19 protein-coding genes are annotated in these 22,495 nt (G+C 45.5%); 17 read left to right on the top strand and 2 right to left on the bottom strand.

What is annotated here, in order from left to right; genetic code table 11:
- The first annotated feature begins 10 nt into the window (after positions 1-10).
- From BMZ93_RS00960 to BMZ93_RS00990, 7 genes are all read left to right on the top strand, one after another.
- Entirely contained in the window at positions 11-1,504 is a 1,494-nt protein-coding gene (locus tag BMZ93_RS00960; protein WP_091501295.1) for a glycoside hydrolase family 68 protein, read from the top strand.
- Positions 1,505-1,630: 126 nt separating this feature from the next.
- Positions 1,631-3,448 carry a C39 family peptidase gene (locus tag BMZ93_RS00965; RefSeq protein WP_091501297.1) on the top strand — a complete coding sequence of 606 codons (1,818 nt, stop codon included), beginning with the start codon at positions 1,631-1,633 and terminating at the stop codon, positions 3,446-3,448.
- A gap of 113 nt (positions 3,449-3,561) precedes the next feature.
- A complete protein-coding gene (locus BMZ93_RS00970; protein WP_091501298.1) occupies positions 3,562-5,136 on the top strand; it encodes a glycoside hydrolase family 68 protein in 1,575 nt (524 codons plus the stop codon).
- Positions 5,137-5,211: 75 nt separating this feature from the next.
- Complete coding sequence (locus BMZ93_RS00975; protein WP_091501300.1) at positions 5,212-5,640, top strand: GtrA family protein; 429 nt, start codon at positions 5,212-5,214, stop codon at positions 5,638-5,640.
- Positions 5,641-5,824: 184 nt separating this feature from the next.
- Positions 5,825-6,478, top strand: a complete 654-nt coding sequence (locus BMZ93_RS00980; protein WP_091501302.1) for a hypothetical protein — start codon at positions 5,825-5,827, stop codon at positions 6,476-6,478.
- 119 nt (positions 6,479-6,597) lie between these two features.
- Complete coding sequence (locus BMZ93_RS00985; RefSeq protein ID WP_091501304.1) at positions 6,598-6,852, top strand: type II toxin-antitoxin system RelB/DinJ family antitoxin; 255 nt, start codon at positions 6,598-6,600, stop codon at positions 6,850-6,852.
- A complete protein-coding gene (locus BMZ93_RS00990; RefSeq protein WP_091501306.1) occupies positions 6,836-7,123 on the top strand; it encodes a type II toxin-antitoxin system YafQ family toxin in 288 nt (95 codons plus the stop codon). The genes BMZ93_RS00985 and BMZ93_RS00990 overlap by 17 nt, the downstream gene beginning before the upstream one ends.
- A gap of 56 nt (positions 7,124-7,179) precedes the next feature.
- Here BMZ93_RS00990 and rpsT read toward each other — a convergent pair whose 3' ends face one another.
- Positions 7,180-7,431, bottom strand: coding sequence for a 30S ribosomal protein S20 (gene rpsT, locus BMZ93_RS00995; protein WP_091501307.1), 252 nt, complete (start codon positions 7,429-7,431; stop codon positions 7,180-7,182).
- 46 nt (positions 7,432-7,477) lie between these two features.
- Positions 7,478-7,747 carry a 30S ribosomal protein S15 gene (rpsO, locus tag BMZ93_RS01000; RefSeq protein WP_091501309.1) on the bottom strand — a complete coding sequence of 90 codons (270 nt, stop codon included), beginning with the start codon at positions 7,745-7,747 and terminating at the stop codon, positions 7,478-7,480.
- Positions 7,748-7,970: 223 nt separating this feature from the next.
- Between rpsO and gatC the strand changes: the two genes are divergently transcribed.
- The 10 genes from gatC (at position 7,971) to BMZ93_RS01050 (ending at position 22,494) form a co-directional block, all read left to right on the top strand.
- Positions 7,971-8,279 carry an Asp-tRNA(Asn)/Glu-tRNA(Gln) amidotransferase subunit GatC gene (gene gatC, locus BMZ93_RS01005; RefSeq protein ID WP_091501311.1) on the top strand — a complete coding sequence of 103 codons (309 nt, stop codon included), beginning with the start codon at positions 7,971-7,973 and terminating at the stop codon, positions 8,277-8,279.
- The gene (gatA, locus tag BMZ93_RS01010; protein WP_091501313.1) at positions 8,279-9,745 is read left to right on the top strand and encodes an Asp-tRNA(Asn)/Glu-tRNA(Gln) amidotransferase subunit GatA; all 1,467 of its coding nucleotides are present in this window, start codon (positions 8,279-8,281) and stop codon (positions 9,743-9,745) included. Before gatC ends, gatA begins: the two co-directional genes overlap by 1 nt.
- Positions 9,746-9,757: 12 nt before the next feature.
- A complete protein-coding gene (gene gatB, locus BMZ93_RS01015; RefSeq protein ID WP_091501315.1) occupies positions 9,758-11,209 on the top strand; it encodes an Asp-tRNA(Asn)/Glu-tRNA(Gln) amidotransferase subunit GatB in 1,452 nt (483 codons plus the stop codon).
- A gap of 203 nt (positions 11,210-11,412) precedes the next feature.
- On the top strand, positions 11,413-12,483 hold the full coding sequence (locus BMZ93_RS01020; RefSeq protein WP_091501912.1) for a diacylglycerol kinase family lipid kinase: 1,071 nt from the start codon (positions 11,413-11,415) through the stop codon (positions 12,481-12,483).
- A 65-nt stretch (positions 12,484-12,548) separates the two neighbouring features.
- Positions 12,549-13,940 carry a 23S rRNA (uracil(1939)-C(5))-methyltransferase RlmD gene (rlmD, locus tag BMZ93_RS01025; RefSeq protein ID WP_091501316.1) on the top strand — a complete coding sequence of 464 codons (1,392 nt, stop codon included), beginning with the start codon at positions 12,549-12,551 and terminating at the stop codon, positions 13,938-13,940.
- Positions 13,941-14,031: 91 nt separating this feature from the next.
- A complete protein-coding gene (gene mutS / locus BMZ93_RS01030) occupies positions 14,032-16,761 on the top strand; it encodes a DNA mismatch repair protein MutS (protein ID WP_091501318.1) in 2,730 nt (909 codons plus the stop codon).
- On the top strand, positions 16,754-18,883 hold the full coding sequence (gene mutL, locus BMZ93_RS01035) for a DNA mismatch repair endonuclease MutL (RefSeq protein ID WP_091501320.1): 2,130 nt from the start codon (positions 16,754-16,756) through the stop codon (positions 18,881-18,883). The genes mutS and mutL overlap by 8 nt, the downstream gene beginning before the upstream one ends.
- 33 nt (positions 18,884-18,916) lie before the next feature.
- Entirely contained in the window at positions 18,917-19,405 is a 489-nt protein-coding gene (locus BMZ93_RS01040) for a YehS family protein (protein WP_091501914.1), read from the top strand.
- Positions 19,406-19,518: 113 nt separating this feature from the next.
- Positions 19,519-20,397: a UDP-N-acetylmuramate dehydrogenase gene (gene murB, locus BMZ93_RS01045; protein WP_091501322.1), complete on the top strand. Its 879-nt coding sequence runs from the start codon at positions 19,519-19,521 to the stop codon at positions 20,395-20,397.
- A 3-nt stretch (positions 20,398-20,400) separates the two neighbouring features.
- Entirely contained in the window at positions 20,401-22,494 is a 2,094-nt protein-coding gene (locus BMZ93_RS01050; protein ID WP_091501325.1) for a Na+/H+ antiporter, read from the top strand.
- Position 22,495 lies beyond the last annotated feature (1 nt).

Consider the following 22,495-nt stretch of genomic DNA (forward strand, 5'->3'; position numbering starts at 1 on the left):
GAGATGTTTGATGAAGTCCGGGATTCACATTGGGTTAGTTGCAATCGCTTTAATTACATTGGGGAGTGTTGCTACCTACAAATATCAGCATAAAAGTGAGGGTGAAACGACGCATTACACGAGGGCTGATCTATTATCTTTAAGTTCGCAAGTTAAAGAAAAAAAGTACCAGGCACCGCAAGTCACAAATACGGCCTTAATGAAAGATGTCCCATCCGGAAAGGTGTGGGATGCTGCGACAAATAAAGAAGAGGATGTGCTAGTTTGGGACTCTTGGCCTGTCACTGATAAGGATGGAAATGTAGCTGATTATCACGGCTATCATATCGTCATTGGTTTAACTGCAAAAGGGGCTCGTCAAGACTCTTCGGGTGTAAAACTCGGTATGTATATTCAAAAGGCCTCCGTAAAGGATGATGATATTTCATCCTGGCAGTACATTGGTGACGTCTTTAATACGTTTGGTGAAGGACGCGATAAATCCAAAAAGGATAAGTATCTTGATCAAATTGTAAGTGAATGGTCTGGTTCAACCGTTCAGTTGAATAAAAATGACAATACTTTACGAGTTTTCTATACAAATAAAGTCGGTAAGGAAGGGCAGGCTCAGGCTCTTACAACTGCCAAAATTCAGGTTGATCCAAAGGATGGTCAGAACTGGTCAAGCGGTTTAAGTATTAATCACGCAAAGGCCTCAGACCATAAGACTGTTTTTGTTGGGGATGGTAAATATTATCAGACCGTTGATCAAATTGAAAAAAAGAATGGTGTCACTGATTCTTTCGCCATGCGTGATCCTCATATTGTAGTAGATGGTGATAAGTATTATTTAACGTTTGAAGGAAATACCGGAACAAAAGCTAATTATCAAGGTAACAATAACTTTAATAACCAAGCTTACTATGGTAGTGACTCGCTCTTTAAGTCTGAAGTAGAGCGGTTGAAGGCTAATAAGCAATCGGAAGAATATGCCCGGGCCTACCTGTCTAATTCAGCTTTGGGTAAATTAGAGCTAAATAAGGATTTCACAGTTAAAAAGGTCATGAAACCAATGGTGACCTCTAATGCAACGCATGATATGTTTGAACGCCCTAACCTTGTTAAATACAAGGGACGTTGGTATCTCTTTACTTCTGTATGGGGCATCTACCTAGCTTCTTCAGATCCTGCATTGAAGTCACAGACATTCATGTTGGGCTGGGTTTCAGATGGTGGTATCAATGGCACATACCGTCCGTTAAACGGTAATGCTTTGGTATTGGCCTCCGATATTCCCTTAGATAAAAAGAATATGATGTATTCATACTTGGCTATTCCTTCTAATAAAAAGAATAAGAGCGAATTTATTGTAACGGCCTTTCAAGGTAGCAGAACTTTTGCTCCAAGTATGAAAATTGAAGTACATGGTGATAAGACAAGTGTGAATAATAATATTTTGTTAAACCAGGGTGCGGTAGTTGATTCTGGTAAATATTACAAAACAACTGCCCAAAATATTAAGTAATTTAGAAAAAGACACTTTAAAAGCGGAAGGTAGAGCCTTTCGCTTTTTTATTTAATTATTTTAACTTTCATTTAGTGTTATAATTATTTTATTATTGTTTCAAAAAAATTACGGAGAGCGATAGAAATGCATAAAAAGTTATATAAGGCAGGAAAGGTTTGGGTAGCAATGGCTGTTGTAACGGCGACTGCAATCCTTGGTGCCAATACTGCTTCCGCTGAGTCAACTAACTCAGCTCAAACGTCAGGAAATCAAGCGGCATATGCGGCTGCTAATTCTTCTGAAAATACTAGTGGGTCAACGGCAGTTCAAAGCGGTTCTGATACTACATCATCTTCACAAAATGCAGTATCTACATCTTCTTCAAACGCACAATCTGCTAATCAGAATGTCAACGTACAAGACAATCAACAAGCAGCTGGTAAATCAGCACGTGACGTTGCACTGGATAAGTATGCTAGCCAACACGTAAGTGGTTATATTTATTCCCCTGATGTATCAACCGCTAACGGTGGTTATAACTGGTTTGAAAACGGTCAGTTGTTCACAGGTTTCCGTTACTATATGGGAACATATTACTGGTTCGTTGACGGTGTTCGTCAGAACGCTGGTTGGCGTCAAGCCTGGGGGATGACTTACTATACGGATGATAATGGTCGTGCCGTTCAAGGCCACCGTAACATCAATGGTCAGGATTTCTACTTTGGTAACGATGGTACTTACTACTTGCGTTCATCTGGCTACCTTTATGATGGATCAAGCCAGAACGGTGGTTATCGCTGGTATGAAAATGGAAAGTTGTTCACTGGTTTCCGTTACTACATGGGAACTTTCTACTGGTTCGTTGATGGTGTTCGTCAAAACGCCGGTTGGCGTCAAGCTTGGGGAATGACCTACTATACGGATGATAATGGTCGTGCTGTTCAAGGTACCCGGATTATCGATGGTCGCCTTTATGACTTTGGAAACGATAACTCATACTACAGCCGTCCAGTAAATGGCTATGTATGGGATGGATCAAGCCAGAACGGTGGATACCGTTGGTATGATAATGGTAACCTTTACACTGGTTTCAAGTACTACATGGGTACTTTCTACTGGTTTATTGACGGTGTTCGTCAAAATGCTGGCTGGCGTCAAGCATGGGGTATGACATACTATACCGATGATCAAGGTCGTGCCGTTCAAGGACGTCGCTGGATTGATGGTGGTCAGTACTTCTTTGGTACTAACAACAGTTTCTTCCTCCGCACAAACAAGTATGTAGCTGACAATGACGGTGTATACTTTGCAGGTGGGGACGGGCGTTTCTTGACTGGTTCACAAAATATCTACGGTCGATCTGTTTCATTTTTTGGCGACGGCCGCTTGAATACTGACGGACTTGATATTAACTTCCCACACTGGTCTTTGAACCAGGGAGCACTTGGCGCACCTGAAGGATGTGAAGGTGTATCTTTCCAGATGGCCTTATCTGCTAAGGGAAAGCGTGTTCCTAGCTTGCAGGAAATCTATAACCGAATTGGTTATGGAGATGGCGTTTCACCATACCAAGGATTTAATGGTAACCCATTCGGAGGAGCACGTCCTTATACTACGACTGTTCTTGCTGCACCATTGGCTGCTAAGTTGAACAATGCCTTTGGAGTTCAGACTGAAGATATTACTGGTGCTGGGCCAAATGAAATTTTGGCACAATTGCTTTCTTATAATCCTGTGATTTCATACATCCCTTGGGACTTCCAAGTGGGTGCTGGCCGTGATCACTTCCACGTCCAGATGATTTATGGATATCGTAACGGTGGATTCCTTGTTGCTGATCCTTTGCAATATGCACGTGGTGCTAATTACTGGATTTCAACTGGTGAATGGTGGTACTTAAACAGCCACCTACAACCTGTTGGCTTTGGGGCACCTGCTTCACAGAACGTTGCTGTTATCTAACTTTATTTAAAAAATCGACTGTTGATGATGAATCACAGTCGTTTTTTTATTGCAAATTTTGATATTATGGTTAATGTGTATTTAAAATGAATGTTCAGTTATAAGGAAATAAAATGGAAAGACGTCGAAAGAATAAAAAAATTAAATCTCGTAAACGCCTTTATCAGGTGGTTGGGCTTGCCACTATCTTGTTGATTGGAATTGCTAGCGCTTTTATTATTAGTGGGCAGAAAAGTCAGCAGAATGTCAGTGATAAAACTTCTTCTAATAAAATAGGTGAAACGTCTTTTTATACTCGTTCGGATATGAATAATATTCCGGATTTAATTTCTAATAAGAAGTATTTAGCGCCAACGATAGATCATGATTCCTTGAAGAAGAATCTTCCGAATGCGAGGGTTTATGACAGTACGACTGGAAAAACAGTATCGATGGATGTTTGGGACTCATGGCCAGTTACTAATCCCGATGGAACAGTTGCTAACTTTCATGGCTATCGGCTAGTGGTTGCTCAGACGGCAAAGAACGGACGTAATACAGGTTCTCCGACAAAGATGGGGATGTTCTTACAAAAAGATGGGGCTAAGCAAGACGATTTGAGTACTTGGAAGTTTATTGGCTATGTCTTTAACTCCACAGCTGAAGGAGTTGCGGATAACGATTATGATCAGTATTTTCAACATTCGATTGGGGAGTGGTCAGGTTCCACTATCATGATGGATAGTAAGGATAATACTTTACGAATCTTCTATGCAAACGCCTTTAAAATGAATGGTGTTTTTGGTCAAGTATTGACGACTGCCAAAATCACCTTGAATCCAGCGGATGGTAAAAAATGGTCGAGTGGTTTAGTTGTTGACCATAGTAAGACTACGGACCATAAGACTGTTTTTTCAGGGGATGGTAAAGTTTACCAAACGGCTACCCAGGGAGAAGGAAAGGGCGCTCACTTTAGTGATGATATAACGCTTCGAGATCCTCATTTTGTGCAAGACGGTGATAAATATTACCTCGCTTTTGAAGGAAATACAGGCCCGGCTGCAAATTATCAGGGAAAGAATAATTTTTCTAATCAGTCTTATTACGGCAGTGAGTCTTATTTCAAAAAAGAATCTGAACGGCTGAAGTCAAATTCCAATAGTCCTGAGTATGAAAAAACTTACTTTGCAAACGGAGCGATTGGAAAGCTTGAATTGAACAAAGATTTCACCGTTAAAAAAGTCATGCAACCCATGGTAACTGGAAATGCTACGAATGATGAATTAGAACGTATTAATCTGTTTAAGCATGATGGGCGTTGGTACGTCTTCACTTCAACATGGGGATTCCATATGGCGACTGATGATGAGAAGATTTCGAAGAACTCCTATCTTTTAGGATTTAGTTCGAAAGATGGTATTAATGGAACGTATAAGCCTTTGAACGGGAATGGATTGGTCATTGCCGGACAAGGTGAAGGGGTTAACCCATCTAGTTTTACTTATTCTTATTTGGTTCTGCCCAACGGTAACAAGAAAAACAATCAGTTTGTTGTGACTTCATTTGAGCATAACTCGACTTTTGCGCCTAGTTACTTGTTGAAGATTAATGGGGATAAAACAACGATGATCAATAATAAAGTCCTTGGTCAGGGAATGCTGATGGACAATAAGAAATATTATTCTGCACATGCTCAGAAATTGAGTTAAGCATTAACTTTGTTTGTTTCTTTAATATAAGTCCTGTATGCTATTGGATATAGTATTATTTGATTGAGGAATATAATGACTAAATTAATTGATTTGTATAAGAAGTATGAAGAAACAATTCTTTATTTGTTCTTCGGCGGAGCGACCTTTGTTGTTTCTGTTGTTAGCTATGCTTTGTTTTCAGCCGTTTGGCATTGGAGCTATACTTGGGCATACATTGCTTCTTGGTTCTTGGCCGTCTTATTTGCTTATCTAACGAATCGGATTTGGGTCTTTAAATCTGAGGTTCGTGATTTACCTGGATTGTTTCGAGAAATCTGGCAGTTTTACTTAGCCCGAATTGTTACTGGTATTTTAGGTTGGTTGATTTTAGCCTTTGGTGTTCGAATCCTAAACCAGAATGATTTGATTTGGAATGGTATTCAGAATATTTTTGTTATTATCTCGAACTATGTGTTGAGTAAGTTGTACATCTTTAAGAAGATCGAAGAGATGGAAGGCTAAGAAAAAGCAGTTGCTTAGGCAGCTGCTTTTTTTGTTGTTATGAAGTGTGAGACTTTGTTACTTAATTATTGAAAAATTCTGCTCATCTCATTGCAATCTTAAAGAAATGTATATAATATAAGGGTTGAAAAGATATTTTAACCGTTTGGTAGATATCGATACCATTTTTAGGAGATTGACCAGTGTGGTAAAACAGAAAAAATTCTTGGTAACAGTTTTCGTTACCATTATTTTGACTGCGGGCGCTGCGACTTTGGCGGTGAGGGATTTGGATTCTTCGACTGCTGATGGAGAGAAAACGGAGCGAAGCAGTTCAAAAAGTTCGACAAAGGATACGTCTTGGAAGAAGAACATTCAGTCGGAGGCAACAGTTGATGAAGATGTGAGCGAATCGAGCAGTTCGTCATCAACTCAGGCAAGTAGTAAACAGAATTCAGGTAGTGAGGGAGACTCTTCGGTTGTTCAGCAATCGAATACGCTGACCGAGGATGATTTCCGTTCAAGTGATGATTTAGCTTATCGAATGATTGTGATATACGGATTGGTTCATGGGGATGCTTCTTGGAAAGGCTTGGCATCAGCATCAAGTATTACGATGACGCGTCAACCTGGTTCAGCGCCGGTGTTTATCGCTACTGATACAAAGGGTGGTAAGTATAAGGCGTACTATCGTTATGTCATGAATTCCAATGATACAGAATCACAGAAGCAGCCACTTTCCTTTAGTGAAAATGATGCAAAGGAATACCGAGCAACTTTTGATGATGTATTGAATTACGTGAATGCTAACGGCGGTCGTACGACAGTCGAGAAGTTGAATTTTAAGTTAGTTAATTAATATAAAAAGGACCTACTGAACAGTAGGTCCTTTTTTGTATAACATCGATTAAGACTGTTGTGATGGGGATTTTAACCTGTTATGCTTACGGCAGAAAATACTATAAAAAGGAGAAAAAGATGACCACACAAATTCAAATTAATTTAGATAGTCGTGATAAGGTATCCTTTGATAGACTCTGTGAGAAATTGGGGATGACAGCGGAAGATGCCTTCCAAAATTTTGTGATTAAGTCGCTAGATGTAGGGAATATTCCCTTTAAAATAGAAGAACCGAATGAGCGATTGAAAAAAGCTTTGGCAAGTCGAGACTTTGTGACATTTAAGAATCCCAAAGATTTTTTGGAGTACTTGAATAATGACGAAGATGAATGAATATCAGTACGAAGCGCGCCCTGTAAATGGATTTAAAAAGCAATATCGAAAAGTAATGAAGGGAGGTAGATATAAACAGAAGGATTTTGATAGAATAGTTGAAATTCTTTTACGTGGGTTGCCCATTCCTGCGTCATATGAAGATCATCAATTAATCAATCGAGAAGAAGAGCGTGCTCTGCATATTAAACCGGATTGGGTTTTGGTTTATCGCTATAATGGTCATTACGTGGAATTCATTGAAACCGGTAGTCATACCAATCTATTTTAAGCAAAACAAAAACCCCCTCAGCCGAATAGGTGAGGGGGTTTATTCATTAAAATGAATTACTTAACGTACTTAGCCAAACGTGACTTTTGACGTGAAGCCTTGTTCTTCTTGATCAAGCCCTTTGAGTGGGCACGGTCAATAGCAGAAGAAACTTGCTTGTACAATTCAGCAGTGTCTTCTGAACCTGCGTTAGCAGCCTTAACGAAACGCTTTACAGCAGTACGGTAGGCAGAACGTTGAGGTTCGTTACGATCGTGTTGCTTCTTAGTCAAGCGTACACGTTGAATAGATGATTCAATGATCGGCATATGTCTATCTCCTTAAATTTGATGCTGGTTTTTGAAAAGCAGTAGCTTAACGACGCAAACCTAAGCGCTTGATCAATTCACGGTAACGAGGAACATCGGTACCACGGAGGTAACGAAGCAAGTTACGACGACGACCGATCTTCTTCAAAAGACCACGTTGTGAGTGAAAATCATGCTTGTGCATTTCCATGTGGGCGTTCAATTCGTTAATGTCAGCAGTCAAAACTGCAACTTGAACTTCCACTGAACCAGTATCGCCTTCATGGCGGGCATATTCTTTCATGATTTCGTTCTTACGTTCTTGTGTAAGGGCCATAATCATTCCACCTTTCTATAATGTCGCCAAGTTCTGAGAAAAACGACGGTGAGACGTTAATCTAAGAAATTGGTCAGTTGTTTTGACAACAGTCTTAATTATACGGACTTTTGCTAGAAAATCAAGGGGCAAGAAAAGCCTTTTAATGGTAGAATAGAACAGTAATTAATCTAGAAAGGAAAGCCGTGGTATCGCCTTTGTGGCGTGCCATGCAGGTGAATACATGGCAACATCAATTTCAAAAGAAGAAGTCGCCCACGTGGCCGATTTGGCCAAGTTGACTTTTACCGATGCTGAACTAGAAGCCTACACAAACCAATTGCAGGATATCGTATCCCTCGTTGGTAAGATGGCTGAGGTTGACACAGAAGGCGTAGAACCAACGTTCTCCGTAACCAAGAACGTCAATCATCTCCGTGAAGATAAGGCGGACAACTGGCATGAAAAGAAGGCCTTGCTCAAGCAAGCGCCTGAAGAAGCAGCGGACCTTATCAAGGTTCCTGCCATCTTATCAGGAGGGGAAGAAGCCTAATGACATACAATTACTTCGAACACTCACTGGAAGATATCCATGCAGCCTTGCAGTCTGGTGAATTGACTGCTACGCAGTTGACTAAGGATACTTTAGAAAATATCAAGCAAACTGACGGCGAATTGGAAGCCTTTGTTCGCTTGCACGAAGACGCCGCTTTGGAAGCAGCACGTGTTGCTGATGAAGAGGGTAACTTCGATAACATCTTGGCTGGTATCCCAATGGCCATGAAGGACAATATCTCAACGGAAGGTCTTGAAACAACTGGGGCTTCTAAGATTTTGTCTGGCTTTGAACCAGTTTATGACGCTACGGCAACTAAGAAGTTGAAGGCGGCTGGTGCCGTTATCGTTGGTAAGGCCAACATGGATGAATTTGCCATGGGTGGTTCTACTGAAACTTCTGCTTACAAGAAGACAAAGAACGCCTGGGACCTAAGTCGTGTTCCTGGTGGTTCATCAGGTGGTTCTGCTGCAGCCGTTGCTGCTGGTCAAGTGCCATACGCTTTGGGTTCTGATACTGGTGGTTCAATCCGTCAGCCAGCCGCTTTTAACGGTTTGGCTGGTATGAAGCCAACTTATGGTCGTGTGTCCCGTTTTGGACTCTTTGCCATGGCTTCATCATTGGATCAAATTGGTCCTTTGACTCGTACAGTAAAAGACAACGCTTTGGTTTTGAACGCCATCTCTGGTTTCGACGAGCGTGACTCTACTTCTGCCAACTTGCTTGTTCCTGACTTTACTGAAAAGATGGGTCAGTCAATTAAGGGCATGAAGGTTGCCGTTCCTAAGGAATACTTTGAAGAAGGTATTTCTGACGAAGTGAAGTTGCAAGTTAACGCTGCCATTGCTGAATTGAAGGCAATGGGTGCCGAAGTTTCTGAAGTATCCTTGCCACACACGCAGTACGGTGTTGCCGCATACTACGTTTTGATGTCGTCTGAAGCTTCTTCTAACTTGCAGCGTTACGATGGTATCCGTTATGGATTCCGCGCACCAGATGCCAAGTCTTTGGAAGAAGTTTACAAGAAGACTCGTTCTGAAGGATTTGGCCCTGAAGTAAAGCGCCGTATCATGCTGGGAACCTTCTCATTGTCAGCCGGTGCCTACGATGCCTTCTTCCGTAAGGCCGCTCAAATCCGTACCTTGATTATCGAGGACTTCAACAAAGTCTTTGAAGACTACGATTTGATTGTGGCACCTACGACACCAACTCAGGCCTACAAGATTGGTTCTGAAATTGATGATCCAAAGGCCATGTACATGGGTGATGTTTTGACAATCCCCGTGAACTTGGCTGGATTGCCTGCCATGTCAGTGAACGCCGGCTTCAACGCTGGTTTGCCAATTGGCTTGCAAATTATTGGTAAGGCTTTCGACGAACAAACAATTTACCAGTTGGCTTACGCCTTTGAGCAAAAGAACCATTTTGCTGAAAACGTGCCAGCAATCGGTAAGGATTTCTAAGGGGGCCAGCTGATGGGAAATGAAAATTTTGAAACAGTAATTGGACTCGAAGTCCACGTTGAGATGCAAACTAAGTCAAAGTTGCTCTCACCATCCCCAGTCCACTACGGGGATTCACCTAACGAAAACACAAACGTGATTGACTGGGCTTATCCAGGTGTTTTGCCAGTTGCCAACAAGGGTGCCATTGATTATGGGATGCGTGTTGCTATGGCTTTGCACGCTGACATTACGGAAGACATTCGTTGGGATCGTAAGAACTATGTTTATCCTGATAATCCTAAGTCATACCAGACCACTCAGTTGCATACGCCAATTGGTCGTAACGGTTACTTGGACGTTAAGATGCCTGATGGTAACGTTAAGCGCATTGGTATCGAAGAATTGCACGTCGAAGAAGATGCCGGTAAGAACACCCACGGAACCGATGGCTATTCATACGTCGATTTGAACCGTCAGGGAACACCGTTGGTCGAAATCGTTTCAAAGGCTGAGTTGAACTCACCTGAAGAAGCCTATGCATACTTGGAACAATTGCGCCGTGTCATCCTCTTTACCGGTGTATCTGAAGCTAAGATGCAAGAAGGGCAGATGCGTGCCGATGTTAACGTTTCATTGCGTCCACACGGATCATCAAAGTTTGGTACCCGTGTTGAAATGAAGAACGTTTCTTCATTCCGCTACGTTGAAGCCGCTTTGGAATACGAAGAAAAGCGTCAGGCTAAGATCATCCGTTCCGGTGGCCAACTTCGCCAGGAAACCCGTCGTTATGACGAACCTACGAAGTCAACCATCTTGATGCGTGTTAAGGAAACGGCTGATGATTACCGTTACTTCCCAGAACCAGACTTGTCACCAATTCACATTGACCAAGCTTGGATCGACCGAGTAGCGGCTGAATTGCCAAAGTCAGCGGCCGACCGTCAAAAGGATTACGTTGACGAACTTGGTTTGGAACCATACGATGCCGAAGTTTTGACACAGACATTGGCTATGTCAAACTTCTTTGATAACACGGTTAAGGCAGGGGCTTCTTCAAAGGCTGCTGCTAAGCGTGCTGCCAACTACTTGATTGGTGATGTGAACGCCTACATGAACAAGAACCAGGTTGAGTTGCAGGACACGAAGTTGACTCCTGAACACTTGGCCGGCATGGTGAAGCTGATTGAAGACGGTACTATCTCAACGAAGCAGGCGAAGAAGGTCTTCGAAGCCATTATGGAAGGTGAAGAACCCGAAGCTTACGCTAAGGCGAAGGGCTTGGTACAGATTTCTGACCCAGCAACCTTGTTGCCATGGATTACCGAAGTCTTGGACGCCAACCCACAGTCAATTGAAGACTTCAAGGGTGGAAAAGACCGTGCCACTGGTTTCTTGATTGGACAGTTGATGAAGAAGTCAAAGGGACAGGCGAACCCAGGTGTCTTGAACAAGTTGCTCTTAGAAGAGTTGAATAAGCGATAAAAAGATTGGTTTTGTATCGGATTTGACCTGTGAAAGGTAATAGTCTGTATAGAATTTGTCTATTTAAAAAGGTGCCTTTAACGGAAGAACGGCATAACCGTTCCACCTGTTGAAAAGCATCCTTTCAAACGGGGATTTTCCCCGTGTACATAGAAATTTAGGAGGAAGAGCCAACTCCGGTCGAATTGGCTCCGATTGTGAAGATGAAACGTGCACGAATTATTTATAACCCTAGCTCAGGACGTGAGATGGTCAAGCGGGACATGCTTGATATCTTAAATGTCTATGAAGAAGCAGGGTATGAAACCTCGACTTTTGCAACTACGCCAGAACCGCTATCAGCGCAAAACGAAGCAACCCGCGCAGCAAAAGCCGGTTTTGATTTAATTGTTGCTGCTGGAGGGGATGGAACCATCAACGAGGTTGTGAACGGGATTGCACCGCTTGATAAGCGCCCCATGATGGCCATCATTCCTGCTGGTACAACCAACGATTACGCCCGGGCTCTGAAGATTTCTCGTGATGATCCTTTGAAAGCAGCTAAGGCTATTCTAAACAAGCAAACCATTAAGATGGATATCGGTGAAATTCAAGCTTACCAACCTGCTAAAGATGGCGAAGAAGTTGAAAAGCAACCGGTTCACTACTTTATGAACATTGCGGCCCTCGGAACGTTGTCAGAGTTGACCTACGCCGTGCCATCTTCGTTAAAATCACTTTATGGTTACTTGGCCTACTTGGTCAAAGGGGCTGAATTGCTAACTCATTTGAAGCCTTTCTCAGGAAAAGTGACTTATGATGATGGCGAATATGAAGGCGATATCTCAATGATTTTCCTAGCGCTGACGAACTCAGTGGCTGGATTTGAAACCATTGTTCCTGATGCCAAACTTGATGATGGAAAGTTTACCTTGCTCATTGTTAAAAAGTCGAACATGTGGCAGATTGCCCAGTTGGCGGCCCAGGTACTAAAGGGTGGCGCCCACGTCAACAACCCTCAGTTGATTTATAAGAAGACCTCGAAGGTCGATATTCAACCATTGAACGGCGACCCAATTAAGGTGAACTTGGACGGAGAATACGGTGGCGATGCGCCAATGACTTTTGATAACTTGAAGCAACACATCGAATTCGTTGCCAATGTCACGAGCGATGTAAAGGACGAAACGACGTCCAAGGTTCAAGAACAGTTCGTTGAGCAGGTTGAGAAACTAGAAGAAACCGGAGGTCACGAGGGCCTTACGGATACGCCAGCTAAAGAAGCTGATAAGTAAGCAATCTGGCCGTACCGTTTGGTATGGCCGATTTTGCGTTAAAGCAATAGTTATAGGGGATTAAAATGGCTAAAGCCAATCGAGTAATTAAACAAAAGGCGCCGGTTGCTAAAAACGACCAGGTGGAAGCAAGCATCATTGATTTGACCTACCAGGGGATGGGTGTGGCCAAGGTGGATGGTTTTCCACTGTTTGTTGCCAACGCGCTACCAGGCGAAGAAGCGGTCTTGACCGTTACAAAGGTTTTGAAGAACTACGGTTTCGCCCGTATTCAAAAGATGGTCAAGCCTTCACCTGACCGTGTCGAATTGAAGGACAAGCTGGCTTTGACGACAGGGATCGCGCCAATGGCTAACCTCTCTTACCCAGCCCAATTAGCTTGGAAGCAGCGTCAGGTTCGTGAGCTCTTCAAGAAGGCCCAGTTAAAGGTTTCAGTGGCACAAACCATTGGAATGGAAGACCCAACCCACTATCGTAACAAGGCGCAGATTCCAGCACAAATGGTTAATGGCCGTCTTGAAACTGGTTTTTACCGTCGTGGTTCCCACAAGTTGATTCCAACGAATTCTTTCTATATCCAAGATGAAAACGTGGACGAAGCCATCCGTGCCACCCGCGATGTTTTGCAGGAACTTGGTGTGACTGCTTATGACGAAGAGACCGGTAAGGGTCTTGTTCGTCACATCATGGCCCGTTACGGTAAGGCGACTGGTCAGCTGATGGTGGTCATCGTTACTGCCAAGGAACGCTTCCCACAAAAGGAGGCAGTTATGACTGCCTTGCGTGAGCGTTTGCCAAAGATGGTTTCCCTCGTTCAAAACGTGAACAAGGCGAAGACCAATGTCATCATGGGTCAGGAGAACCACTTGATTTGGGGCCATCCTGAAATAGAAGACCAGTTGCTTGGTAAGGCCTACTTGATTGGCCCTAACTCTTTCTACCAGGTTAACCCTGTGACAACGGCTAAGCTCTACTCATTAGCAAAGGACATGGCGGATTTGAAGCCAACGGACACGGTGATTGATGCCTACTGTGGTATCGGAACGATTGCCTTAACGGTTGCTGACCATGTTAAAAAAGTCTTGGGTGTTGAAGTGGTTGAACCAGCCATTGAAGATGCTAAGAAAAACGCCAAGTTAAATGGTATTTGGAACGCGGACTTCGTGGTGGCCGATGCCCCTGAACAAATGCACAAGTGGGCTAGCGAAGGAAAAACGGCGGACGTTGTCTTCGTTGATCCTCCTCGTAAGGGTCTTACCCATGACTTCATCGAAGCCGTGGGTGTTATGAAGCCTGACCGTCTGGTTTACGTTTCATGTAACCCAGCTACTTTGGCCCGTGACGTCAAGGACTTGTTGGAGCAGGGTTATGAAGTGGATGGCCGTGTACAACCCGTTGACCAGTTCCCACAAACGATGCACGTAGAAGCGGTCGTGAAGTTGGTGCGGGTGAAGTAAATTCGATATTTTCAATAAAAAAGCCTTTGGAATTTAATGCATTCCTTGGACTTTTGTACATATTTTTTCTTAATTAAAAGGAGGGACCGCTATGGCCAAAGCAACCGACACACCAATGATGGTGCAGTACCATAAGATTAAAGATCTCTATCCTGATGCTTTCTTGTTCTACCGTCTGGGGGACTTTTACGAGCTCTTTGAAGACGACGCCATTAAGGGAGCGAAGATTCTTGAGCTGACCCTGACGGCCCGTAACAAGAATTCTGAAAATCCAGTGCCAATGGCCGGTATCCCTTACCACGCGGCCTCAAACTACATCGACATTTTAGTTGATGCGGGTTACAAAGTCGCCATCGTGGAGCAGATGGAAGACCCCGCCACAGCCAAGGGGATGGTCAAGCGTGACGTTGTTCAGTTGATTACGCCTGGAACGAAGTTGGCTGGCCAACACGGTGATGGCAAGACCAACAACTTCTTGGCTGCCGTTGTTCACGATAACGCTGGGATTCATCCAGCGAAGAAGGGGGCGGTTCCTCGTCCCTATGCCTTAGCCTACATCGATTTGTCGACTGGGGAGCTGAAGGCGACTTTTTTAGAGTCGGCTGATGAAGTGATGGATGAATTGGGTGCCTTAGAAGTCAAAGAAGTTGTTTTGGCTAAGCAGGACGACCTACAGGCCGGTGACGTTGCCCAATTAGTTGGTGAAAAGGGCTTGGTTGTTTCCTTCCAGGGAGAAGCTGAGGCCTCATCGACCATTACTTATTTAACCAAGGATTTGAAAGATCACCTTGGACAGGACGTAACCGCACTGCTCTTGCAGTACCTTTTTGATACGCAGAAGCGTTCTTTGGACCACATTATGCCGGTTCAGGCCTATGAACGACAGGCTTACTTGGTCTTTAATCAGGTGAGTCGTGTGAACTTGGATTTGGTGCAGAATGCCCGGACCAAGCAGAAGGCTGGTTCGCTCTTTGCTCTCTTGGATGAAACCAAGACGGCCATGGGTGGCCGTTTGCTTAAGCAGTGGTTAATCAAGCCATTGAAGAATTTGAAGGACATCAAGGCCCGACAAGACGTTGTGGCTGCCTTTAAGGAGGACTTCTTCACCCGTGGGACCGTTCAGGATCAGTTGAAGTACGTCTATGATTTGGAACGTTTGGCTGCTAAAGCTGCCTTGGGGACTTTGAACGCTAAGGACATGGTGCAGTTGAAAAAGTCCTTGCAGGCCGTTCCTGCTTTGCAGGGGGCTTTGACGGGAACATCAGCGGACCCAATTCTACAAACGCTGGGGAATGATTTAGACCCCGTTTCCGATTTAGCGGATTTGATTGAAGCTGCCTTGGTGGAAGATCCGCCCGTATCCGTTCGTGATGGCGAACTTATCAAGGAAGGCTACGACGACCTTGTTGATTCATACAAGCAGGCGTTGACGGATAACCAGGACTGGTTGGCTAACTATCAGGAAGAGGAACGCCAGGCGACTGGTATTCCGACCTTGAAGGTCAAGTACAACAAGAACTTTGGCTACTTTATTGAAGTAACGAAGGCGAACTTGTCGAAGTTGGAAGAGGGCCGCTATACCCGTAAGCAGACTTTGACCAATGCCGAACGTTTTACCACGGCTGAGTTGAAGGAACACGAGGACCTGATTTTTGCAGCACAAACCAAGCGGTACGACCGGGAATATGAGCTCTTCTTGGAGATTCGTCGCAAGGTCAAAGCCGAGATGCACCGCTTGCAGCACTTGGCTCACGACTTAGCAACCATTGATGTTTTGACTGCCTTGGCTGACGTGGCGGAAAACTTGCATTTCACCCGTCCGACTTTTCATGGAGACGGTTCTCGTGCGGTCAACATTACACAGGGGCGTCATCCGGTGGTGGAATCATTGCTACCAGCTGGGGAATACGTGGCCAATGACGTGACTTTCCCACAGGATAAATTCATTCAATTGGTGACTGGTCCGAACATGGCCGGGAAGTCGACCTACATGCGCCAGATTGCCATCATCGTGATTTTGGCTCAGATGGGTTCCTTCGTGCCAGCTGACGCTGCCGAACTGCCAATATTTGACCAAATTTTTACCCGAATTGGGGCTAACGATGATTTGGTGGCTGGTCGTTCAACCTTCATGGTTGAGATGGCCGAAGCCAACTTGGCTTTGCAAAACGCGACGGCTCAGTCTTTGATTCTTTTTGATGAATTGGGACGTGGAACGGCGACCTACGATGGAATGGCACTAGCACAGGCCATCATCGAATTCTTGGCCAAGCATCTGCACGCTACGACGGTCTTTGCGACCCACTACCACGAATTAACGGCTTTGTCAGAAGCTTACCCAGCCATTGAAAACGTGCACGTGGGGGCCAAGTTGACCGACGATGGTCGCTTGCACTTCTTACACCAGGTTCAGCCGGGTGCGGCGGACCGTTCTTACGGTATTCAGGTAGCCGCTTTGGCTGGCCTGCCTGGTTCACTTTTGCAGAATGCCGAGAGCATTTTGGCAACCTTAGAGCGCGAGGGTGCTGGTCAGGTTGAAGTGGAAGAAACCGTGAAGAAAGCGGCGGAAGGCACAGAGAATGTGGCTGTAGAAACGTCTACGAATTCGGCTTCAATGTCCGACTTTACCCAAGACAACCGTCTAGCAGAAGAAGTGCCACTTTTCGAAATTGCGGATGCTAAGCCAGAAGGTAAAACATTAAGTGATGAACAGGCCTCCGTTTTGAAGCGCCTGCAAGAAACAAATTTAAACAAATTGACGCCATTGGACGCCTTGAACCTGCTCTATCAATTGCAGGAGATGGGGGAGAACGATGGCTAAGATTCACGAACTTTCGGATTTAATTGCCAATCAGATTGCGGCTGGTGAGGTTATTGAGCGGCCGGCTTCGGTTGTTAAGGAATTGGTAGAAAACGCCATTGATGCCAAGGCGAATCAGGTCGACGTGGTTGTTGATAACGCCGGTCTGGACATGATTAAGGTCATTGATAATGGGGATGGTATCGAAGCGGACCAGGTCCCACTGGCCTTTGTGCGTCATGCTACCTCTAAGATTGAAAATCGTCATGATTTATTCAAAGTCATGACCCTGGGATTCCGAGGCGAAGCCCTACCTTCAATTGCATCGGTTGCCGATGTGACGCTGCAAACCCGGACGAAGGATGCTAGCGATGGCTTCACCTACCAGGTAAAGGGTGGACAGGTAGTGCAGCAGACCCCTGCTGCCGGTCGCTTTGGGACGATTGTCACCGTCCGGAATCTTTTTTACAATACGCCAGCGCGTTTAAAGTACTTAAAGAAGCCACAGACGGAATTATCCTTGATTGTCGACGTGGTCAACCACTTGGCTTTGGCTCATCCGGAGAAGGCGTTAACGCTGACTCATAACGGAAAGACTCTGGTGAAGACGGCCGGAAACGGTGATTTGCGTCAGGTATTGGCTTCGATTTACGATCGAAAGACAGCCGAGAAGATGGTTGATTTTTCAGGCCAGTCTGAACACTTTAAGGTATCGGGCTATTTGACGCTACCAGAGCAAACCCGTGCCTCCCGTTCTTATTTAGCGGTTTTGGTTAACCACCGTTTTGTTAAGAATTTCTCGGTATCAAACGCCATTATTAAGGGCTATGGCTCCAAGTTGATGGTCGGCCGTTTCCCAATTGGAGCGGTTTCCATTGAGTTGGACCCATTGCTGGTGGATGTTAACGTGCACCCCCAAAAGGCCGAGATTCGCCTTTCTGAACAGGGTGAACTGACGGATTTGTTAACCCGGGTCATTGCTCAGCGCTTGGCTAAGGAAAACTTGATTCCGGACGCCCTGGAGAACTTGGGGCAGGAAACAGAGGAATTAGCGCATCCGGGGATGGTGACGCCTGAGAAAAAGGTGGAGAAGCTGGCGGCCGTATCGACTGCTGCGACTTTCTTGAATCCGGCTGAACGTTCGGTCAAGTTGGCGACTTTGCCAGACATCGTAGTGGATGAACAACGGGTCATTCAGTTGACCGACAAGGCCTTCTTGAATGATGAAGCGGTGTTGGCCTTTACGAAGCGTTATGAAGATGAAGGTTACTGCGAACCATTTGGGGCGGCACCGGTTAAGAAGCGTCTGGCTGTGAGTGAAGAGGCTGAAGAAAGCTTTGAATACGCCAATCGTGTGGCTGAACCAACGAAAAGCTACGAAACAAAAAACGTTGACTTATTTGCACAGGCAGGGCATGAGGAAGTGTCAGTTTCAGAAACACCCGCGCCTACTAAAAAAGTCAAAGTCGAAAACATTGATTTAGATGTGGATGAACAAGATGCGGCTGACAATCCACAGGGCTTTCCCAACCTGGACTACATTGGCCAAATGCACGGGACTTTTCTTTTTGCACAGGACAAGGATAAGCTCTACTTGATTGATCAACACGCTGCCCAGGAACGGTTGAATTACGAGTTCTATCGTAAGCAGGTTGGGGAAGTATCGGACAATCAGCAGGTACTCTTGCAACCACTGACGTTGAGTTATTCAACAGCCGATGTGCTGAAGATTATGGACCACAAAGAAATGTTGGCCCAGGTCGGTTTGTCAGTGGAAGAGTTCGGTCCAAATACGGTTGCGCTTTACGAGCACCCAACCTGGATGAAGGCCGACCAGTTAGCCGAAACGGTGAAAGAAATGATTGATTGGACGTTGTCTGGGGAAAAGCTGACCGTTGCTGCCTTCCGTGAGAAGGCCGCCATTATGATGTCATGTAAGCGTGCTATCAAGGCTAACTGGCATCTTTCAGATGAACAGGCCCGGCAGTTGTTAAAGGACTTGGCGAAAGCCGAGAACCCATACAACTGTCCCCACGGACGTCCGGTGTTAACGGCCTTTACGTTGACTGAAATGGAACGAATGTTTAAGCGTATTCAGGATTCACACGAGTCTTGGCAAAATTACGATACCCATCCATTCTAAGAAGATTTGGAGCAGAAGGAGAAGAGCCAAATGATGAACAACAACGATGTTGTGATTCGATTGCGTTATGCGTTGTCGTTAACCAACAAGCAAATTGAAGCGATTTTTAACCTTGGCGGTGTTAAAGTTACGGACAGTGATTTAGACCGCATCCTAACCCGCCAGGATAAGGAAGCCCAACACGATGCAACGCTTTCAAACCATGACTTGGAAGCCTTTTTGAACGGCTTGGTCATCGACAAGCGTGGCCACCGTAAGGATAAGGATGGCAAGATTGTACCGCCAACTTTTGATATCAAAAACGCAAAGTTGGTTAACAACGTAACCATCAAGAAGATTAAGATTGCCATGGGCTATACATCTGATGACATTCAAGAGCTGATGAAGTTAGCAGGGGACAGCATTTCAAATGGTGAACTCTCAGCCATTCTGCGTCGACCAGACCACCGGAACTACCGTGAAGCGGGGGACCGTTACGTTCGTAAGTTACTGGCGGGCATGAGTAAGAAGTACCGCGGTTAAGCGACCAGTTATGACAATTCATTGATTTTGACGGCTATTTTTAGCCGTCTTTTTTCATATATAAATGTGAAATTTGTTATGATAGAAGAGATAGAACACAAATGGAGAACATGATGTCAAAGACTGAACCAAAGCTTTTAAAAGATACAGTAATTGCACCCTATGCCTACACACAGGCCGGGGGTAAGGCTGATTATTTAGCGATTCCAAAGTCCTTGGATGAATTAAAAGATTTGCTAGCATGGGCGGAAGACCGTGAGTTGCCCGTCCACGTCTTTGGACGTCTTTCCAACTTGGTTGTTCGTTCTGGTGGATTGCGTGGTTTGGTCATTATTATGACTGAATTGAAAGCGGTCCAACAAGAAGGTGAGTTACTGACCGCTGATGCCGGTTGTGACATTATCTGGTTGTCTGCCATCGCGCAGGATAAGGGATTGGCCGGCCTTGAATGGGCGGCTGGAATTCCTGGATCTGTCGGTGGTGCCATCTTTATGAACGCTGGTGCCTACGGTGGCCAGACGGACATGGTGGCGGAATCAGTCACCGCCTTAATGCCGGATTTGTCTTTGAAGACTTTTACACGGGATGAATTAGCCTTTGCTTACCGTCATTCCGTATTCCAAGACAACGGTGGAATTATCGTTCAAGTGACATTTAAATTAAAGAAAGGAAACCGAGAGAAAATTCAAGAAAAAATGGACGCAAATAATTACGCCCGAGCATTGAAGCAGCCTCTCTCCTGGCCGTCAAATGGTTCTGTCTTTAAGCGGCCAGAGGGGTACTTTGCTGGTAAGTTAATCATGGATTCTGGTTTACAGGGAACTGCTGTTGGCGGTGTGATGGTATCCACCAAGCACGCCGGCTTCATGGTCAACGTCGACCACGGAACTGGAAACGATTACGAAGATTTAATTCACCTTGTCCAGCAAAGCGTTTATAAGAACTACCAAGTCCGACTAGAACCTGAAGTTCGTATTATAGGAGACCGCTAACACATGACCTTGATTGAATTAATGGTTGTCTTAGTGACCGGGGTGGCGCTATCCAGCATCATCTCGCACTTTGTCCCGGCCATCCCCATTTCACTTTTCCAAATTGCCATTGGTGTCTTGCTGGCAACCATGGGCCATATCAACGTTGAAGTTGATTCCCACTGGTTCATGATGCTCTTCGTTGCACCAATCCTGTTTAACGATTCCTGGCGCTTCCCTAAGCGAGAGCTCTGGGAACTGCGCGCACCGATTCTGTTGAACGCCATTCTGTTGGTCTTGGTAACGACCATTCTGGGTGGTTACGCCATTCACTGGCTGATTCCACAGCTGCCGTTGTCAGTTGCCCTGGCTTTGGCTGCTGTGCTTTCACCAACCGATCCGGTGGCCGTACAGGCCATTGCTAAGCGAGTGAAGTTGCCAGAAAACCTCTTGCACGTTGTGACCGGTGAAAGTCTGGTAAACGATGCGACTGGTTTGGTTTCCTTTAACACAGCGGTCAAGGCCACGGTGGCCGGCACCTTTGTGCTGGGGGATGCCTTGTTAAACTTCGCCTGGATGACGGTGGTTGGTACCATCGTTGGAATTGTACTTGGGGCTGGGATCATTACATTCCGTAACTGGGTGTCTCAGGCTGGTCTGGCCGATGTCGTCTTTTATACAATTTTGACGATTTTAATGCCATTCATGATTTTCTGGGCAGCCGAAGGGTTACACGCCTCTGGTTTAATTGCCGTTGTAACTGGTGGGGTGACTGCTAAGATTTTGTCAGACCGTAAGGCTAACTTACTATCGGCCGAAGCGACCATTGTTTCGGTGCATTCTTGGGAAGTGATTGTCTACGTTTTGAACGGCTTGATTTTCGTTCTCTTAGGGATTACCTTACCAAACGCCCTGCACAGTATCTTGAAGAATACGGCCATTGCCAACTGGCAGGCCTTCTTGTACGGCTTTGCCGTTTGGTTCATCGTCTTTGCACTGCGAGTGCTCTGGGCCTATTTCATTCAGTTGGGTCAGCACTGGCATCACCGTCAGACAGCCGTTTCCTTCCGTTCGGCCGTCATTTCTGGCTTGACCGGTGTCCGCGGGGCCGTCACGATGGCCGCTGTTTTGACGGTGCCAGCCGTCACGGCGACAGGCGCAGCCTTTGTCGGACGCGACCTGGTGATTTTTATCGCTGCGGTCGTGGTTGTGCTATCCTTAGTGATGGCATCGATTATGTTGCCTCTGGTAACGAAGGAAGCCAGCCAGCACGACTTCACACAGCCAGAATCCGCCACATCCGTTGACGATAGCGATGAGCGTCCGAAGGCGGACTTGTCGGAGCGGCGGGCGCGACTTTGGATTACCCGTGTTGGGATTCAGCAGCTACGTGATATGCAGACGGAGAATAATCGTCGGATTATTCATGAATTAATTTCACGCCGTCAAAAGTCAGCCCGTGTCTTGCGACACAGCCTGCATGACAATCAAGATCAGTCGGACTTTGCCGCTGAAAAAGAATTGGAATTGCAGGAACTGGCCTTGCAGGCGCAGCGCGACCGTCTTCAACAGTTATTAGTGGAAGAAACGATTTCGCCCGTGACATACGGGGTTCAAGCCAAGCGTTTGGACCAGTTTGAAGCCGACCTTGGTTCAGACCGTGATTTGGTTTGGACAAAGCGTTTGAAGTGGCTCTACCGCCGCTTGCTAGCCGACATTCGTATCTGGTGGTCGGACGAGGAGTCTGACACCGTTTACGAGGAGTCGGGAGTTGCTAAACGGGAGATGGCCAAGGCGGCCATCAAGGCCCTGTCTGACTTTGTCAGCGGGCAGGTGGGTGATACGGTTACCCATCGAATCATTCGACAGACGGCCTATAACTTGATTGTTATTTACCGCTATCAGATTGAAATGACCAAGCACGTACCATCTTTCGACCAACAGGAAGAGGATGACCGTAAGCGCTTGGAATTAGAATTAAAGGCTCTGTCGGCCGAGCGTGACATGGTTCAACAGCTCTACGACCAAAAGCGCATTACTAGGCAGACGAGTATTAATTTAAGACAGTATATTAACTATGCGGAGACCCGAGCTTTGGTCGGCCGTAACGAGGAGTAAA

Origin of the sequence: Fructobacillus durionis, from assembly GCF_900112405.1 — a bacterium.
Lineage (GTDB): Bacteria > Bacillota > Bacilli > Lactobacillales > Lactobacillaceae > Fructobacillus > Fructobacillus durionis.

Bases quoted from the DNA above. Each gene is read 5' to 3' on its own strand.
- BMZ93_RS00960 (WP_091501295.1), top strand. From the start codon at position 11: ATGAAGTCCGGGATTCACATTGGGTTAGTTGCAATCGCTTTAATTACA.
- BMZ93_RS00965 (WP_091501297.1), top strand. From the start codon at position 1,631: ATGCATAAAAAGTTATATAAGGCAGGAAAGGTTTGGGTAGCAATGGCT.
- BMZ93_RS00970 (WP_091501298.1), top strand. From the start codon at position 3,562: ATGGAAAGACGTCGAAAGAATAAAAAAATTAAATCTCGTAAACGCCTT.
- BMZ93_RS00975 (WP_091501300.1), top strand. From the start codon at position 5,212: ATGACTAAATTAATTGATTTGTATAAGAAGTATGAAGAAACAATTCTT.
- BMZ93_RS00985 (WP_091501304.1), top strand. From the start codon at position 6,598: ATGACCACACAAATTCAAATTAATTTAGATAGTCGTGATAAGGTATCC.
- BMZ93_RS00990 (WP_091501306.1), top strand. From the start codon at position 6,836: ATGACGAAGATGAATGAATATCAGTACGAAGCGCGCCCTGTAAATGGA.
- rpsT (WP_091501307.1), bottom strand. From the start codon at position 7,431: ATGCCGATCATTGAATCATCTATTCAACGTGTACGCTTGACTAAGAAG.
- rpsO (WP_091501309.1), bottom strand. From the start codon at position 7,747: ATGGCCCTTACACAAGAACGTAAGAACGAAATCATGAAAGAATATGCC.
- gatC (WP_091501311.1), top strand. From the start codon at position 7,971: ATGGCAACATCAATTTCAAAAGAAGAAGTCGCCCACGTGGCCGATTTG.
- gatA (WP_091501313.1), top strand. From the start codon at position 8,279: ATGACATACAATTACTTCGAACACTCACTGGAAGATATCCATGCAGCC.
- gatB (WP_091501315.1), top strand. From the start codon at position 9,758: ATGGGAAATGAAAATTTTGAAACAGTAATTGGACTCGAAGTCCACGTT.
- BMZ93_RS01020 (WP_091501912.1), top strand. From the start codon at position 11,413: ATGAAACGTGCACGAATTATTTATAACCCTAGCTCAGGACGTGAGATG.
- rlmD (WP_091501316.1), top strand. From the start codon at position 12,549: ATGGCTAAAGCCAATCGAGTAATTAAACAAAAGGCGCCGGTTGCTAAA.
- mutS (WP_091501318.1), top strand. From the start codon at position 14,032: ATGGCCAAAGCAACCGACACACCAATGATGGTGCAGTACCATAAGATT.
- mutL (WP_091501320.1), top strand. From the start codon at position 16,754: ATGGCTAAGATTCACGAACTTTCGGATTTAATTGCCAATCAGATTGCG.
- BMZ93_RS01040 (WP_091501914.1), top strand. From the start codon at position 18,917: ATGAACAACAACGATGTTGTGATTCGATTGCGTTATGCGTTGTCGTTA.
- murB (WP_091501322.1), top strand. From the start codon at position 19,519: ATGTCAAAGACTGAACCAAAGCTTTTAAAAGATACAGTAATTGCACCC.
- BMZ93_RS01050 (WP_091501325.1), top strand. From the start codon at position 20,401: ATGACCTTGATTGAATTAATGGTTGTCTTAGTGACCGGGGTGGCGCTA.